Raw genomic sequence first — 16,351 nt, forward strand, 5'->3', positions numbered from 1 at the left:
CCGGGCCGGGGATTGCTCCGCCCCTTAGTCGGACATCCTGTCCGATGCGGGGCGCGGGACATCCATGTCCCGCTGCGGATCAATCCCCGACCCGTCGAACGACGCTTCGGCAATTCATTGCCCGGTCTTCGTCGACAAGCCGTCATTCCCGCGAAGGCGGGAACCCATGGACGTTGGTTATGGTTCTAAGAACCACATGATCCATTCGCGGGCGTCCGGGACCGAGCTCACCGAGCGGACGCGCGAATGAGCCGAGGGCACGGACACCGCCCTTGGTCCTTTCAGCCCGAGTCCCGCCGGTGCAGCCGCGCTAAGCAAACAAGGCCGCGGCGCCAAACGCGAAGTCAATGAAGCGGCAGAAGCTTCGGGAAGGAGGGGGTGGGGTGTATTTCGCGAACAATCACGGAGCGAAGCGGAGGTTCGCGGAATACACCCCACCTCCTCCCCCACTGACACCGCGCAAAAGAAACGGGCCGCAATGCGGCCCGTGTCTCCTCGCAAAGCCCAACAAACGCATCAGCCGGAAATCGCCAGCCTCTCCTGGTGATAGCGCCGCACCGCCGCGAACCACAGCAGCGCCGCCACACCAAAGCCCGCCGCCAGGTAGATCGCCCACACGCGCGGATCGATCGACTCGCCGCGGATCACCTTCAGCAGCATCTGGTTCTGGGCGAGGAACGGCACGGCGAACTGCCACATCTGCGTCTTGATCGGGTTCACCGCCAAGGCGATCGTCGGGATCATCGGCAGCAGCATCAGCCACGTCATGTGGCTCTGCGCTTCCTTCATGCTCTTGGCCGTCGCCGACAACAACGTCAGCAGCGTCGTACCGATGAACAGCATCGGCAACAGCACCAGCAGCATCTTGCCGATCGCAGCGAAGCTCACGTCGAGCATCTTGCCGACGCTCGTGCCCACCTGCGCACTGAACTTGAACGCGAGCAGCGTCAACAACAACGACAGCAGGCCCAGCGCACATGCCGCGGCGATCTTGCCGCTGACAATCGCGCCGCGTCGCGCGGGCGTTGCCAGCAGCGGTTCCAGTGACTGACGCTCACGTTCACCGGCCGTCGCATCCATGATCAGGTAGGCGCCACCCAGGAACGACATCAGGATCAGCAGGTACGGCATGATCGACGACAGCACGAGGCCGCGCTTGGCATCCTCGGTGGCAAGATCGCGACTGCCGACATTCAGTGCGCGCGTGATCGACGGATCGATGCCGCGGGCGAGCAGGCGCAACGCGCCGACCTGGTCACCGTAGGCCGTCAATGCCGCGCGCAACCGCGCACCGGGAATGTCGCTGTCGCGGCGCGTGCTGTCGCGAACGATCTCCACCAGTGCCGGCTGGCCGTCGTGCCAGTTGCGGGCGAAGCCGACGCTGATGCGCATGGCGACGTCGATGTCCTGTCGCGCGATCGCCGCGTCCAGGTCGGCCGGTGCCGGCTTGGCCTCGATGCCTTGCGTGGCCAGGAACGCCACCAGGTTTGGCGCGCGCTCGATGCCGACCGTCGGCACCTCGAGCACCTTGTCGAGCTGCGTCTTGGCGCGGCTCTCGGCCAGCGTGCCGATGCCGATCATCAGCAGCGGATACAACAGCGGTCCCATCAGCAACGCGAGCGCCAGCGTGCGGCGGTCGCGGGAGATGTCGCGCAGTTCCTTGCGCATCACCGACCACAGCGTGGCGACGTTGCCGCAGCGAGGTGCCTTGTCGGACTGGATCGAGCTCATGCGTGCAGGCCCTCTTCCGAACCGATCGCCTTGACGAAGGCATCCTCGAGATTCGCTTCGCCGGTCTGTGCGCGCAGTTCGTCGGCCGTGCCGGCGGCAACCACCTGGCCCTTGGCGACGATGACGATGCGGTCACACAGCGCGGCGACCTCCTGCATGATGTGGCTGGAGAAGATCACGCAGCGGCCCTCGGCACGAAGCTGCTGGAGGAAGGTGCGCATGGCGCGTGTGGTCATCACGTCCAGGCCGTTGGTCGGCTCATCGAGGATGACGTTGCGCGGGTCGTGCACCAGTGCGCGTGCGATCGCGGTCTTGGTGCGCTGGCCCTGCGAGAAGCCTTCGGTCTGGCGGTCGAGGATGTCATGCATCTGCAAGGCATCGGCCAGCGTCTGCGTGCGCTGCGCGATGGCCTGGGACGACATGCCGTGCAGCTCGCCGAAGTAGGCGATGTTCTCGCGCGCGGTCAGGCGCTTGTAGACGCCGCGCGCATCCGGCAGCACGCCCAGTGCGCGACGCACGGCCTCCGGGTCGCGCCCGGCATCGACGCCATCGACCAGCACCTGGCCGGCGTCGGGCTTCATCAGCGTGTAGAGCATGCGCAGCGTAGTGGTCTTGCCGGCGCCGTTGGGGCCGAGCAGGCCGGTGATCTGGCCGTCGCGTGCTTCGAAGTTGACGCCATCGACGGCGCGCACGGTGCCGGTCTTGGTCTTGAAGCTCTTGTGCAGGTCGTTGGCGATGATCATGGTTCCCACCCGTTGAAGCCGGTGAACGGCGGCACGTAGCCGATCGCGTCCAGGCACTTGGCGTCGAGCTTGCGTGCGTCGGTCGATTCGAGGAACTGGCCCACCAGCTTCGGCAGGCAGCCGACGCCGCTGACGTTGTGGCCCTGCCCGCGCAGCACCAAGTGGCGGCCGTTGGGCAGGCCCTTGAGCACCTGCTCGCCGTACGACGGCGGCGTCACCGGATCGATCTCGCCCGACAGCAGCAGCGCCGGCACGTTCGACTTCAGCGGTGCGTTGAAGTTGGCCGGACGCGCGCCATGCGGCCAGCGGCTGCATGCGGCGAAGAAGGCGGTCGCAACGTCGGGGCCAAGCACCGTGTCGGCATCGGCAGGATCGGGACGATAGCGATCGGCATCCTCGGCGCAGATCACCGACCACTGCATGCTGCGCGACATCTGCCCGCCGACTTCACGGGTCATCATCTGCGACAGTGCCATCAGCGGTGCGTACCGTCCGCGGTCGGCTTCGTCGATCACCACCGGCAGCAGCGATGCCATCTGCGGCATGTACGAGAACAGATGGGTCAGACCGACCACGGTGTCGGCGGTGAGCGTGTCGTGCTTCACCTCGGCACTGGCGGGGTCGCGGTACTCGACGTCGACGGGCGCTGCGGCGAGTCGCGTCTTCAGGGCATGCAGCTGCGTGCGCAGGTCCTGCGGGAAGCGCTTGCGGCAGCTGTCCAGTTTCTGGCACTGCGCGACCTGCAGACCGAGTGCGCGCTCGAAGGTGCGGGCGAACTCGCCGCCGACAACCAGGTCGTTGGGAGCGATGCCATCGAGCACGATCGCGCGCGTGTGCTTCGGGTAGCGCGCCGCGTACTGCTGCGCCACGCGCGTGCCGTACGACACGCCGACCAGGTTGATGCGGCTGACGCCGAGTGCGGCACGCACCGCGTCGAGGTCGGCGATGGCCTGGGTGGTGGTGTAGAAACGCGGGTCGGCCTTGCCGGCCAGCGCCTGCGCGCAGCGTCCGGCGTAGTCGGCGATGGCGTTGGCGTCGGTCCCGTCGGCGTCGGGCAGCGCAAGCTCGCGGCCGTTGGCATCGCGGCAATCGAGCGGGCTGAGCTTGCCGGTGCCACGCTGGTCGATCAGGACGATGTCGCGCTGCTTGCGTGCATCGCGCAGCGCCATGTCGACCTGCGCCGCGTACTCGGTGGCGGCCTGGCCGGGGCCGCCGGCAAGGAAGAACACCGGATCGGCGGTGCCGCCCGACTGGTCGCTGGCCGGCAGCCAGGCCATGTTGAGCGTGATCTTGCGGCCTTTCGGTTCGGCCGGATTCTCGGCGACTTCGTACTTCGCGCATTGCGCGTCGATGCTGGTCGGCGACAGTGGCGCCGACAGCGTGCACGGTTCGAACGCAATGCTGCCGAACATCCGCTGCCCGGTGGCCTTGGCGGCCGACGCGGACGATCCTTCCACCTGCGAACTGCAGCCCGACAACAGCGCGGCTGAAAGCAGCGCGCCTGACAACAATGGGACTACCGCGACCGCGGCCGTCCGTCCCCCGAACTTGCGCATGGTTCCCTCTCGTCCATAAGGCAAAGCGCCTTCAAGAATGCCAGACGAGGGGCGCCGGAAGAATGGCAGCCTTATTTGCTGCTTACGTACTTCTCGCGGCGGATCTGCGGAATTGGCAGGCCATGGCCCTTCAAGGCCTCGAAGCAGGCATCGACCATGTTCGGATTGCCGCACAGGTAGGCGATGTCATCGCCGGCGCTGGGCGCGAACTCGTCGAGGTACTGCTGCACGTAGCCGTGGCGGACGTCGGCATGCGCCTGCTCGGAACCCGGCTCAGGCAATTCGCGCGAGAAGCAGGGGACGAAGCGGAAGTTGTCCGGATGGCGGGCGGCGAACGCGCGGAACTCGTCGCCGTACAGCAGTTCCACCGGGGTGCGCGCGCCGAACAGCAGCACCACCTGGATGCCGCGCTCGCGGATCAGGGCATCGAGCTGCGGCAGCATGGCCCGGTAAGGCGTGACGCCGGTGCCGGTGCCGATCAGCAGGTAGCGCTTGTTGGCGTCGGCCGGCATCAGGCAGAAACGGCCGAACGGACCGCTGGCGTCAACCCGGCCGCCGCCCTCCAGGCCCTCGAACAGCGCCGTCGCGGCGCCGCCGGCGACGTAGCTGACGGCGATCTCGACCGCCTCGCCAGGCCCCAGGGCGTGGTCGTGGATGGTCGCCAGCGAATAGCTGCGCTTGGTCGCGGTGCCGTCGGCGTAGGTGAAGTGGACCTGGATGAACTGGCCCGGGATGAAGTCCAGCGGCTGGCCGTCGTCGCGGACGAACGTGTAGTGGCCGACCGTGGGGGCCAGCATCCGGCGCGAAACGAGCTTGAGAGGGAAATGCTGGATGGCCACGACAATACCGGTGGAAGTTGCAACAGACTGTAGCCGGAGCGCCGGCACGAGGCCGCCTATACTACCGGTTATCGCTTCGCGGCTCGCAGCGCAGGCGCGCTCTACTACAGGCCTCCCAGATGACCCCGGCTTCGAACCTCTCCACCGCGGCAGCTGCCGCTCCCGCAGGTGCTTCCCCGGCAACAGCGGCCCCCGCACTGTCCGTGCGCGACCTGCGCAAGACCTACGACAACCGCGTCGAGGCGCTCAAGGGCGTCTCGCTGGACGTGATGCCCGGCGATTTCTTCGCACTGCTCGGCCCCAACGGTGCCGGCAAGAGCACCCTGATCGGCGTCGTCAGCTCGCTGGTCAACCTCAGCGCCGGCTCGGTGTCGATCTTCGGCGTCGACCTGGCGCGCAATCGCGATGCCGCGATGCGCCTGATCGGGCTGGTGCCGCAGGAACTGAACTTCAACATGTTCGAGAAGCCGCTCGACATCCTGGTCAACTACGCCGGCTTCTACGGCGTGCCGCGCGAGCAGGCGCTGCAGCGCGCCGAGGTCGAGCTCAAGCGCGCCCACCTGTGGGAAAAGGCCAACATGATGAGCCGCACGCTCTCGGGCGGCATGAAGCGCCGGCTGATGATCGCGCGGGCGATGATGACGCAGCCGCGGCTGCTGATCCTCGACGAGCCCACTGCCGGCGTCGACATCGAGATCCGCCGCGGCATGTGGAAGACGCTCAAGGAGATCAACGCCGCCGGCACCACGATCATCCTGACCACGCACTACCTGGAAGAAGCCGAGAGCCTGTGCCGCAACCTGGCCATCATCGACCGCGGCCGCATCGTCGAGCAGGGCCCGATGAAGGCGCTGCTGGCCAAGCTCGACGTCGAAGGCTTCCTGCTCGACATCGACGGCCAGCTGCCGGCGACGTTGCCCACGATCGAAGGCACGACGCTGCTGGCCGCCGACGACCACACGCTCGACATCGAGATGCCGCGTGCGATGGACCTCAACCGCGTGTTCGCCGTGCTTGGCGAGGCCGGGATCCGCGTGCGCTCGATGCGCACAAAGTCCAATCGCCTCGAGGAACTGTTCGTCCGCCTGACCGGCGAGAACGCGCAGGACAGCACCGCGCAGGCTCCGCCGGAAGCCGTCGCATGACGACGCTTGCTCCCGCCCGGGGCACACACCACACCGCATTGCAGGACGAAGCATGAACACCGCCGTCGCCAAGGAACTCACCGACCACCAGCGCAACCTGGTGGCGCTGGGCACGATTGTCCGTCGCGAGATCAACCGCATCCTGCGCATCTGGGGCCAGACCCTGGTGCCGCCGGCGATCACGATGACCCTGTACTTCCTGATCTTCGGCGGCCTGATCGGTTCGCGCGTGGGCGAGATGGACGGGATCAAGTACATGGACTTCATCGTCCCCGGCCTGGTGATGATGAGCGTGATCCAGAACAGCTACGGCAACATCTCGTCCTCGTTCTTCGGCGCCAAGTTCGGCCGCCACGTCGAGGAGCTGCTGGTCAGCCCGATGCCGAACTGGGTGATCCTCGGCGGTTACGTCGCCGGTGCGGTGCTGCGCGGCCTGATGGTCGGCGCGATCGTGCTGGTGATCGCGATGTTCTTCACCAAGGTGCGCATCCCGCACCCGCTGGTCACGCTCACCACCGTCATCCTGGGCGCGACGATCTTCTCGCTGGCCGGCTTCGTCAACGCGGTGTACGCCAAGAAGTTCGACGACATCGCGATCGTGCCGACCTTCATCCTGACCCCGCTGACGTATCTGGGCGGCGTGTTCTATTCGGTCAAGCTGCTGCCGCCGTGGGCCGAGGCGATGACGCATGCCAACCCGATCTTCTACATGGTCAACGCGTTCCGCTATGGCCTGCTCGGCGTCAGCGACGTGCCGGTGTGGGTGGCCTACACGCTGATGATGGCGTTCGTGGTCGCGCTGGCCTCGCTCGGCCTGTGGCTGCTCAAGCGCGGTGTCGGCCTGCGCAGCTGAGGGTTCCGCGATGCGCGTGCTTGTCCTTGGTGCGGGTGGAACCGGCGGCTACTTCGGCGGCCGCCTGGCGCAATCGGGCGCCGACATCACCTTCCTGGTGCGTCCGGCGCGCGCGGAGCAACTGCACGCGCACGGCCTGTCGCTGCGCAGCCCGCTGGGCGATGCCGACATCGCCGTCGCGCACGTCACCGCCGATGCATTGCCGACGCTGGCACGCGAGCGCCCGTTCGACCTGGTGCTGCTGAGCTGCAAGGCCTACGACCTCGACAGCGCGATGGCTTCGGCGGCGCCTGCCGTCGCCGCGAACACCGCCGTGCTGCCGATCCTCAACGGCCTCGCCCATTACCCGTTGCTCGATGCCAGGTTTGGTGCGGAGCGCGTACTCGGCGGGTTGTGCTTCATCAGCGCGATGAAGGGGCCCAACGGTGAAGTGCTGCATCTCGGCCGACCGGCTTCGATCACGTTCGGTGAGCGGGAGGGCAACCCGGACAGCGAACGCACCACAGCGTTCGCCGCGCTGTGCGCCCATGCCGGCATCGACCACGTGCGTTCGCCGCGCATCGCCAGCGAGCAGTGGGCCAAGTACACCTTCCTGTCGACCCTGGCCGCGGCTACCTGCCTGATGCGCGCCAGCGTCGGCGGGATCGTCGCGGGCGAGGGCGGTGACGCGTTCATGCGCGCGCTCTACCGCGAGTGCCTGGCCGTCGCCGAAGTCGAAGGTGAACCGATCGCGGAGGCGGCGCAGCAGTCGGCACTGACGACGCTGACCCAGTCCGGTTCGCCATTGAAGGCCTCGATGCTGCGTGACCTGGAAGCAGGCCAGGCCGTGGAGGCGATGCAGATCGTCGGCGACATGCTGCATCGGGCGCAGGCTGCGGATCAGTCCGCGCCGCTGCTCGCCGCCGCGTGGTGCCATCTGCAGGCGTACGAATTGGCGCGGGCCAACTAGCCTCGATCCTGCAGTTCAGACGATTCTGATGTTCTACGGAAGTGCCCGGTGCTCGAATTGACGGCCTTCGGCAGCATCGAGTACGCCTTGGACGCAATAAGAGAAGCCCGCTTGAGAGCCGGAGGCAACCGGATGCTCGCGGCGTTGTTCGTCACCTTGCTACCACTGCCTACCCTCGCACAAAGCGGGGCTGTCTCGCGCCCACCTCCGGGCCTGACGCTCCCGACTGATGTGGCTGCGCCAGTCGCCCCTGAGCGTCGACCCGCTTTCACTTTCATCGCCGACCGACGTGAGCCGGAACCGCTGGTTTTTCCCTCGATCAAGGACCCCTGCGCCCAGGAGAACCTTAACCGCAACGACGAGCCACTGTCGCAGCGGATCGACTGCCAGGGGCTTGGCGTGCCGTCCGGATGGTTCAAGTACCCATCGAACGAGATCCGGCATCCGCGCTAGTCGCAAGTCACGCCGTCACCATTGCCGCGGCACACATCCGGCCAGCCGTGCTCGCGCCAGTACGCCACCATGCCGCTGCGCTGCACGTAGCGCTGGAATGCCGGATCCCGCCGCAGCTCGCGCGATTCGGGCTGCCAGAACACCCACTGGTACGACGCGTATCCAGCCTGCTGCACGGCATCGAGTCCGTCGATGTCGCGCGCGTAATCGCGCACGGGCAACAGCAGCCGGGTGAAGTCGTAGGGAATCTGGCCATACAGCGAATGCCGTTCGGACTGTTCGATCGCCGGTATCACCGCCGGCCATAGCTTCGGGTCGCGCAATGCCGCGACCGCCGCCAGTTCCGATGCGCGCCAGGGCAGGTCGGCGGGCAGCGCTTCGACCAGCCGTTGCGCGGTGCCGTAGTCGCGGCGCCATATCGCGTTGAAGAACGTCGCGGTGGCGGCGCGATCGGGTTGCGACAGTGCGAGGTGATCGCGCGCCTCGTCGTGGCGGCCCAGGGTATCGAGCAGGCGGCCTCGCCAGAAATGCAGGTCCTGGTCGAACGGCGCCAGCTTGAGTGCTTCGTCGGTCTCGCGCAGGGCCTGCTGGACGTAACCGAGCGTGGCCAGGCGGTAGGCGTACCAGCCCCGGCACCACGTATCGGAAGGCGCCAGCCGGATCGCCAGTTGCGACAGCCGCATGCATTCGGCCCACCGCTGCGCTCGACATTCCTTTGCCGCGATGACGGTGTTGGCTTCGGGTTGCTGCGGGTCCAGCTGCAGTGCCTTCGCCGCCGTCTGTTCGGCCTCGGCCCGCAGCTCGTCACGTCCGGGCCGCGCCGACAGCGAGCGTCCCCACAGGATCACCGCCAGACCGCCCTGCGCCCGCGCGTAGTCGGGATGCTCGCGGGTCAGTTCGCGCAATGCGGCCTCCGATGCCTCGGCCCGATCCTCACCGACGCGCGGTGCTGCATTGCGCGCCAGCAGGTACTGCCGGTACAGCGCGGGATCCTCGCCGGGGCTGGACGAGGTCGCCGACAGGCCAAGCTGGAGCTCCAGCGTGTTGGCGATCGCGTAGGCGATGCTGCGCTGGACGGCGAAGATGTCACGGAACTCGCGGTCGAAACTTTGCGACCAGATCGTGCGGTTGCCGCTGGCTTCGACCAGGTGCAGGCTGATGCGCAGGCGTTCGCCGTCCTGGCGCACGCTGCCCTCGAGCAGGTGCGTGGCCTGCAGCTGCCTGGCGACCTCGGGCATCGGCAACGTGCCATCGCGGAACTTGAACGAGGCGGTGTGCGAGATCACGCGCAAGCCGTCGATGTGGGCCAGCAGTCCGACCATTTCCTCGCTGAGGCCGTCGGCGAAGGCCTGGCCGCGCGGGTCGTCGCCGACGGCGCGCATCGGCAGGACTGCCAGCACCGGCGCTGCTGTCGGGCCGTCGGTGTGTTGCGACCGCCATACCCCGATCGAAACGGCGACGGCCACGAGCGCGAAGGCGGCCGCGATGGCGTAGCGCAACCACGGACGCGAATGTGAATGTGCAACGGCATCGACCGGCGGCGGCGCCGATGGAGGTTGTGCCGCGGTTGCGTCGTCGTCCTCGACGGTCACGTTCGGCACGGTCTCCGCCGTCGGAACCACCACGTCGGCCACGCTGGCGGCTTCCTCCGTCTTTTCCGGCAGGTCGAAGCGGTAGCCATAGCCGTGCACCGTGTGCAGGTAGCGCGAGCTTTGTGCGTCTTCGCCCAGGGCGTGCCGGACCAGGGTGATCACGCGGTTGAGCACGCCGGGGGTGACGTGGCGATGGCCCCAGACCGCGTCGAGGATCTCGTCCCGGCAGAACACCTGGCCGGGCGAGCCGGCCAGCAATTCCAGGACAGCGAAGGCCTTGGGCTCCAGCGCCTGTGGCTGGCCCGCGCGCAGCAGGCGCCGGCCTGGCAGGTCCAGGACGATGTCGTCGAAGCGGAGCACGGGGGGAACGGGTCGGGTCATCGCGGCACGTGGGAAACACCCAAATACGGATACGGGGGCGGGTCGTGCACACGGCCTAAGCATTCCCCAAGCTTTGGCCGCCGCCCCAACATAAGCCTGCGCTTGCCCTCAGCGTGGCCTCAAGACCCGCAGCGGGGACGGCGCGAGGCTGGACGTGCCGGGATCGACCGGCGCCGTCCGGAGCATCCCATGAACATCCGTCTCGCCGTCCTGCTGATGGCCTTCGTCGCGCCCGCAGCTGCTGCCCAGTCAGCTCCCGACGCGGTGGCCCCGACCATCACCATCGATTGCCAGCGCCCACTGCTGCCCAGCCAGCAGGATGTCGCCCGCCTGACCGGCGTCGACAACCTCGGCCAGGCCTATCTCGTCCGTACCCGGCTGATGATCGACACCCAACGCGCCTGCCAGCGCAACGCCGGCATCGTCCAGATCGTGCTCGCCAGGCCGCAGGCGTCCAGGCGCCTGGCCAGCCGTTGAGGGGCCTCAGCCCGGCAGGCGGAAGAACGCGCGCGCGGTGGCGGTGCTGTTGGCCGCGGCGGTGGCGACGTCTTCGCCGCGGTCGCGGGCCAGCTCTTCGACGATGTGGGCCAGGTACATCGGCTCGTTGCGCCGGTGCGGTGGCGCCGGCTTGATCGTGCGCGGCAGCAGGTACGGCGCATCGGTCTCGATCATCAGGCGGTTGGCCGGGATCGACTTCACCAGCTCGCGCAGGTGCTGGCCGCGGCGCTCGTCGCAGAGCCAGCCGGTGATGCCGATGTGCCAGTCGCGGTCGAGGTAGTCGAACAACTCCTCGCGCGTGCCGGTGAAGCAATGCACGACCGCCGGGCCGAGGCGGCCGTCGAAGTTGTTCATCATCGCCATGAAATCGGCGTGGGCGTCGCGCTGGTGCAGGAACAGCGGCTTGGCCACGCCGTTGACGGCGTGGTCCACCGCAATCTGCAGCTGCTGCTCGAAGGCGCGGCGCTGCGACGGTCGCGGCGAGAAATCGCGGAAGTAGTCGAGCCCGCACTCGCCGACGGCGACCACTTCGGCGTGCGTGTGCAGTTCGCGCAGCTCCGCATCGCATTCGGCGGTGTACTCGCTGGCATGGTGCGGATGCACGCCGGCGGTGGCGAACAGTTCGCCCGGATGCTGCTTCGCCAGCTTCAGTGCCAGCGGCGAATGCTCGCGGCTGGCGCCGGTGATGACCATCTGCGCCACCCCGGCTTCGCGCGCACGCGCGAGCACGGCGTCGCGGTCGTGGTCGAACGAGTCGTGGGTGAGGTTGGCGCCGATGTCGACCAGTTGCATGTCTGAGGGGGCAGAGCGGGGCGGGGCAGTTTAACAAGCGCTCGCGCCTTATCCTTGCGAGGTGAACGAGCAAGCCCGGCAAGCGCCCACCTTCCCCATCGACGAACTGCTGCCGTGCATCCGCGACAGCCTGACCGTGCACCCGCGCCTGGTGCTGGAGGCGCCGCCGGGCGCCGGCAAGACCACGCAGGTGCCGCCGGCGCTGCTCGATGCGCCCTGGCTGGCCGGGCAGAAGATCGTGATGCTGGAGCCGCGTCGCGTGGCCGCGCGTGCCGCCGCCGGCTTCATGGCCCGTCAGCGCGGCGAGCCGGTCGGCGAAACGGTCGGCTACCGCATCCGCTTCGAGAACAAGGTGTCGGCGCGCACGCGCATAGAAGTCGTCACCGAGGGCATCCTGACGCGGATGCTGCAGGACGACCCGATGCTCGAGGGCGTCGGCGCGCTGCTGTTCGACGAATTCCACGAGCGCCACCTCGCCGCCGACCTCGGCCTGGCGCTGGCGCTGGACGTGCAATCGGGCCTGCGCGAAGACCTGCGCATCGTGGTGATGTCGGCCACGCTTGATGGCGAACGCCTGGCGGCTTTCCTCGATGCGCCGCGATTGAGCAGCGCGGGGCGGAGCTATCCGGTTTCGATCGCGCATTTCCCGGGGCGGCGTGACGAGGCGATCGAGCACCAGGCGCGGCGTGCCGTGGAGCAGGCGCTGGTGCAGCATCCCGGCGACGTGCTGGTGTTCCTGCCCGGGCAGCGCGAGATTGCCCGCGTGCAGGGCGCGCTCGAGGCGGGCGCGGCGTCTGCAAGCGCCGATGTGCTCACCCTGCATGGCGAGCTGCCGGTGGAGCAGCAGTCGCGGGTGCTCCAGCCCGATCCCGATGGCCGCCGTCGTGTCGTGCTGGCCACCAACGTCGCCGAGTCCAGCGTCACCCTGCCCGGCGTGCGTGTGGTGATCGACAGCGGCCTGGCACGCGAGCCGCGCTACGACCCCAACAGCGGCTTCGCCCGTCTCGACGTGGTCAACATCGCCCAGGCCTCCGCCGACCAGCGTGCCGGCCGCGCCGGCCGCGTCGCGGAAGGCTGGGCGTACCGGTTGTGGCCGGAATCGCAGCGGCTGGAACCGCAACGTCGCGCCGAGATCGGCCAGGTGGAGCTGGCGGGCCTGGCGCTGGAACTGGCGGCGTGGGGCGATGCCAATCTTCGCTTCGTCGATGCGCTGCCCACGGGCGCGCTGGCGGCGGCACGCGAACTGCTGCAACGACTGGGTGCGCTCGACGGCGGGGCGATCACGTCGCTGGGCCGACGCATGCTCGCGCTGGGCACGCATCCACGTCTGGCGGCGATGCTGCTGGCGCCGTCGCAGGCGAGCGAGCAGGCCCTCGCCTGCGATCTCGCGGCGCTGGTCGAAGCGCGTGACCCATTGCGCTCGCGCAGCGACGCGCTGGCCGAACGCTGGCAGGCGCTGGCGGCGTTCCGTGCCGGTCGTGTCGGCGCCGATGCCTCGCGTTCGGCGTTGGCCGCCATCGACCAGGCCGCGAAGCAATGGCGCCGGCGACTGCGCATCGATGCACAGCCACCGGCCTCGGCACCGCCGCACCTGCTCGGCGATTTGCTGCTGCATGCATTCCCGGACCGGATCGCGCGCCAGCACCCGACCGATCCCTACCGCTACCAGCTCGCCAACGGCCGCAGCGCCAAACTGTTCGACGACAGCGCCCTGTATGGCGAACCCTGGATTGCCATCAGCGAGCTGCGCGACGACCCACGCGATGCGCGCGTGATGCGTGCCGCCCCGCTCGATGAGCAGCGCCTGCGCAACGACTTCCCGCGGCGCTTCGTCAGCGAAGATCGCGTGGTCTGGGACAGCGCGCTGCGTGGCATTGCCGCCGTGCGCGAGCAGCGCTTCGACCGCATCGTCATCGACAGCCGGCCGCTGGCCAAACCCGACCCGTCGCGCTACGCCGACGCCTTGGTCGACGCCGTCCGCCAGCTTGGCCTGCAGGCACTGCCGTGGACGTCGTCGCTGTCGCAGTGGCGCGCGCGCGTGCGTTGCCTGCGCGCATGGCTGCCCGAACTGGAACTGCCCGACCTGTCGGACGCCGCGCTGATGGCGACCGTGGAGCAATGGCTCAAGCCGGTGCTCAGCGGCAAGACGCGCCTGGATGCGCTGTCGGAGCAGGAGCTCGGCGAAGCGTTGCGCTCGCAGCTCGACTGGTCATTGCGGCAGAAGATCGACGCCCTCGCGCCGACGCGGATGGCCGTGCCATCGGGCATGGAGCGCGCCATCGAGTACGACTTCGACGACGCCGCCGATGCGCCGGTGGCACCGGTGCTGGCGGTGAAACTGCAGGAGCTGTTCGGACTGGCCGACACGCCGCGCATCGCCGACGGACGCGTGCCGTTGACGCTGCACCTGCTTTCGCCGGGCGGCAAGCCATTGCAGATCACCCAGGACCTGCGCGGGTTCTGGGATCGCACCTACCCGGAAGTGAAGAAGGAAATGAAGGGCCGCTACCCCCGCCATCCCTGGCCCGACGATCCGTGGACCGCCGCCGCCACCCACCGCGCCAAGCCCCGCGGCACGTGACCGGCTCGCTACACTCCGCGGCATGACTTCACCGCTCGACGACCCTGGGTTCCTGCCGTTCAAGCTCGACCTGGTCGGGCGGCGCGTGTTGTTCCTGCGCCTGGATGCAGCGCAGCGACGGGAAGCGGCATTCCTCGACGACCGCGCGCTGCCCGCCAATGCCGACGGCGCCTGGGTGCCGCTCGATACCGTGCTCGCCCGCGACGCGGCAGCGGTGCCATCCGCCGACGCCATCTTCCACATCGGCCATTGCGGCTCGACCCTGCTCAGCCGCCTGCTCGACAGCTGGCCACAGCTGCAGGGCCTGCGTGAACCGCTGCCGTTGCGCACGCTGGCCGAGGCCTGGCCCGGCCTGGACGAACTGCAGTCGCGCCTGTCGCCGGCGCAGGCAGCGCAGCTGTTGCGCGCGCTGTGGTCGCGCTGGTCGCAACCGCTGCCACCGCAGACCCGCAGCGTGGTCAAGGCCACCAGCAGCTGCAATGGATTGATCGCGCCATTGCTGCAATCGCAGCCGACGATGCGCGCGGTCCTGCTCGACATGCCGTTGCGGCCCTACCTGGCGACGCTGTTGAAATCGCCGGCCTCGGTGCATGACGCGGCCAGCGCCGCCGGCGAGCGACTGCGCGACCTGCATACACGCGGCGTCGCCGACGGCACTGCACTGCATGCATTGAGCCTGCCGCAGCAATGCGCCATGGGCTGGCTGGCGGAGCGCGTGCGCTTCAGCGCGACCGCGCGCGGCGAACACGCTGCGCGCGTGCTGCACATGGACTTCGATGCCTTGCTGGCACAGCCGCGCGAGCAGCTGCAACGACTCGCCGAGCACTTCGATCTCGACGCTGCCGGCCTGGACACGGCGACCGCATCACCGGCGTGGGGCCGCTATTCGAAGGCGCAAGCGCACGGCTATGGCCGCGACGATCGCGCCCACGACCTTGCGCTGGCGATGGAGCGGCACGGCGCGCAGATCGCCGAAGGCGAAGCGTGGGTGGAAGCAGTGATGAGGCGACATCCGCAACTCGCGGACATGACAACCTGACTCAGGTGTCCGCCCACATCCGGAACAGGTTGGTCCGCAGCGACTCCAGCAGCACCTGCAGGCGCTGGCGATCGTCGCCGCTGGCGGCCAGTGCGCGCGCTTCCTCCAGCTGCACCAGCAACTCGCGCTGGCCGCTGTCGGCGACCCAGCTCTGCAGCCAGGTGATCGCCGCCAGGCGCACGCCACGCGTGACCGGGGTGACGCGATGGATGGTGGTCGACGGATACAGGATCGCGCTGCCGGGCTGGAGCTTGTAGGTCAGCTCCTGCGCGCCCAGCTGGATGGTCAGCTCGCCGCCGTCGTAATCGGACGGGTCGTTGAGGAACACCGTGCACGACAGGTCGCTGCGCATCGGCGGCGTCGACGGGAACAACGCTTCGTCGACATGCCAGCCGTAGTTCATGCCCGGCTCGTAACGAACCACGGTGGTCCGCGCCATCGTCCGCGGTTGCGCGAACACGCGCAGCTCGGGGAAGCGCATCAGTGCATCGCGCGCGATCTGGGCGATGCGGGCGTTGGCCGGGTCGTCCTGCGGTGCCTGCAGGTTCTGCTTCACCGACGAATCGGGATTGGTGATGCGGCCGTCGCCGAAGCGCACCTGCGGCAACAACTCGCGCACCGCCTGCAGTTCGGCGGCGTAGAGCACGTTGGGCAACACTCGGATCATGGCGGACCGCGCTGGGGCGACTTGGGCGAGGGCCATGATCGGCATTCAGCCGCGAGCCGGCAACCACGCGTCCCGCTCACGCTCCTTCAACGAAGCCGCGTGGACACTGCAGACCAGCCAACGTCACGTGGGTTCCTACCGATGAGCAAGCTTTCCGACCTGCCCGAACGCGCCCTGGAACTGGCCTCGGCCGTCGGCGACAACCTCCGCCACGCCGTGCCGAGCGTCACCCAGCATGCCGGCAAATGGCTGGAAACCGGCGCCAAGCTGGGTGTCGTCAAGGGTGGCGTGCAGGTGGCAGGCAAGTTCGCACGCCGCAATCCGGTGCTCGTGGCCGCCGCCGTCGCCGGTGCCGGCCTGCTCTGGTACGCCGCCAAGCGTCGCGCGCGCAAGGCCGAGAACGGCAGCGGCGAGGCGATCGAAGGCAGTTCGCGCCGCGTCGAGGCGCAGCGCACGGGACGTCGCCCTGCGCCGCGGCGGACGCGTTCGACCCGGGCCAGCGCCAGCCCGGAGTAAACGGGGCTGGTCGACG

15 protein-coding genes are annotated in these 16,351 nt (G+C 68.5%); 8 read left to right on the top strand and 7 right to left on the bottom strand.

Features of this window, described 5'->3' with window-relative positions:
* Positions 1-516 precede the first annotated feature (516 nt).
* The 4 genes from ACFOPO_RS04370 to ACFOPO_RS04385 form a co-directional block, all read right to left on the bottom strand.
* The gene (locus tag ACFOPO_RS04370; RefSeq protein WP_386701298.1) at positions 517-1,731 is read right to left on the bottom strand and encodes an ABC transporter permease; all 1,215 of its coding nucleotides are present in this window, start codon (positions 1,729-1,731) and stop codon (positions 517-519) included.
* A complete protein-coding gene (locus ACFOPO_RS04375) occupies positions 1,728-2,474 on the bottom strand; it encodes an ATP-binding cassette domain-containing protein (protein ID WP_386701300.1) in 747 nt (248 codons plus the stop codon). Before ACFOPO_RS04375 ends, ACFOPO_RS04370 begins: the two co-directional genes overlap by 4 nt.
* Positions 2,471-4,030 carry an alpha/beta hydrolase gene (locus ACFOPO_RS04380; protein WP_386701302.1) on the bottom strand — a complete coding sequence of 520 codons (1,560 nt, stop codon included), beginning with the start codon at positions 4,028-4,030 and terminating at the stop codon, positions 2,471-2,473. The genes ACFOPO_RS04375 and ACFOPO_RS04380 overlap by 4 nt, the downstream gene beginning before the upstream one ends.
* 71 nt (positions 4,031-4,101) lie before the next feature.
* Positions 4,102-4,869, bottom strand: coding sequence for a ferredoxin--NADP reductase (locus tag ACFOPO_RS04385; protein WP_386701305.1), 768 nt, complete (start codon positions 4,867-4,869; stop codon positions 4,102-4,104).
* 119 nt (positions 4,870-4,988) lie between these two features.
* Between ACFOPO_RS04385 and ACFOPO_RS04390 the strand changes: the two genes are divergently transcribed.
* Genes ACFOPO_RS04390 through ACFOPO_RS04405 form a run of 4 tightly spaced genes read left to right on the top strand, consistent with a single transcriptional unit; the run spans position 4,989 to position 8,269 of the window.
* Positions 4,989-6,014 carry an ABC transporter ATP-binding protein gene (locus ACFOPO_RS04390; protein WP_386701307.1) on the top strand — a complete coding sequence of 342 codons (1,026 nt, stop codon included), beginning with the start codon at positions 4,989-4,991 and terminating at the stop codon, positions 6,012-6,014.
* Positions 6,015-6,066: 52 nt separating this feature from the next.
* A complete protein-coding gene (locus tag ACFOPO_RS04395) occupies positions 6,067-6,867 on the top strand; it encodes an ABC transporter permease (RefSeq protein WP_386701310.1) in 801 nt (266 codons plus the stop codon).
* Positions 6,868-6,877: 10 nt separating this feature from the next.
* Complete coding sequence (panE, locus tag ACFOPO_RS04400) at positions 6,878-7,816, top strand: 2-dehydropantoate 2-reductase (protein WP_386701312.1); 939 nt, start codon at positions 6,878-6,880, stop codon at positions 7,814-7,816.
* Positions 7,817-7,864: 48 nt separating this feature from the next.
* On the top strand, positions 7,865-8,269 hold the full coding sequence (locus ACFOPO_RS04405) for a hypothetical protein (protein WP_386701314.1): 405 nt from the start codon (positions 7,865-7,867) through the stop codon (positions 8,267-8,269).
* On the opposite strand, the gene ACFOPO_RS04410 is transcribed toward ACFOPO_RS04405, so the two are convergent.
* Complete coding sequence (locus ACFOPO_RS04410; RefSeq protein WP_386701316.1) at positions 8,266-10,242, bottom strand: winged helix-turn-helix domain-containing protein; 1,977 nt, start codon at positions 10,240-10,242, stop codon at positions 8,266-8,268. The two genes, ACFOPO_RS04405 and ACFOPO_RS04410, sit on opposite strands and share 4 nt — an antisense overlap.
* 189 nt (positions 10,243-10,431) lie before the next feature.
* On the opposite strand from ACFOPO_RS04410, the gene ACFOPO_RS04415 reads away from it, so the two are divergent.
* Positions 10,432-10,719, top strand: coding sequence for a hypothetical protein (locus ACFOPO_RS04415; protein WP_386701318.1), 288 nt, complete (start codon positions 10,432-10,434; stop codon positions 10,717-10,719).
* Between the two features lie 6 nt (positions 10,720-10,725).
* Here the strand turns inward: ACFOPO_RS04415 and ACFOPO_RS04420 are convergent, their stop codons facing one another.
* Positions 10,726-11,532 carry a TatD family hydrolase gene (locus tag ACFOPO_RS04420; protein WP_386701320.1) on the bottom strand — a complete coding sequence of 269 codons (807 nt, stop codon included), beginning with the start codon at positions 11,530-11,532 and terminating at the stop codon, positions 10,726-10,728.
* Between the two features lie 61 nt (positions 11,533-11,593).
* Between ACFOPO_RS04420 and hrpB the strand changes: the two genes are divergently transcribed.
* On the top strand, positions 11,594-14,113 hold the full coding sequence (gene hrpB, locus ACFOPO_RS04425) for an ATP-dependent helicase HrpB (protein WP_386701322.1): 2,520 nt from the start codon (positions 11,594-11,596) through the stop codon (positions 14,111-14,113).
* Between the two features lie 22 nt (positions 14,114-14,135).
* Positions 14,136-15,152 (top strand): hypothetical protein, encoded by a 1,017-nt coding sequence (locus ACFOPO_RS04430; protein WP_386701325.1) that lies wholly within the window; start codon positions 14,136-14,138, stop codon positions 15,150-15,152.
* A 1-nt stretch (position 15,153) separates the two neighbouring features.
* Here the strand turns inward: ACFOPO_RS04430 and ACFOPO_RS04435 are convergent, their stop codons facing one another.
* Positions 15,154-15,819, bottom strand: a complete 666-nt coding sequence (locus ACFOPO_RS04435; protein WP_386701327.1) for a Fe2+-dependent dioxygenase — start codon at positions 15,817-15,819, stop codon at positions 15,154-15,156.
* Between the two features lie 141 nt (positions 15,820-15,960).
* Between ACFOPO_RS04435 and ACFOPO_RS04440 the strand changes: the two genes are divergently transcribed.
* Positions 15,961-16,335, top strand: coding sequence for a hypothetical protein (locus ACFOPO_RS04440; protein ID WP_386701329.1), 375 nt, complete (start codon positions 15,961-15,963; stop codon positions 16,333-16,335).
* The last annotated feature ends 16 nt before the right edge of the window (positions 16,336-16,351 follow it).

The sequence above is a fragment of the Lysobacter sp. GCM10012299 genome (assembly GCF_042649405.1).
Taxonomy (GTDB): Bacteria; Pseudomonadota; Gammaproteobacteria; order Xanthomonadales; family Xanthomonadaceae; genus Lysobacter_J.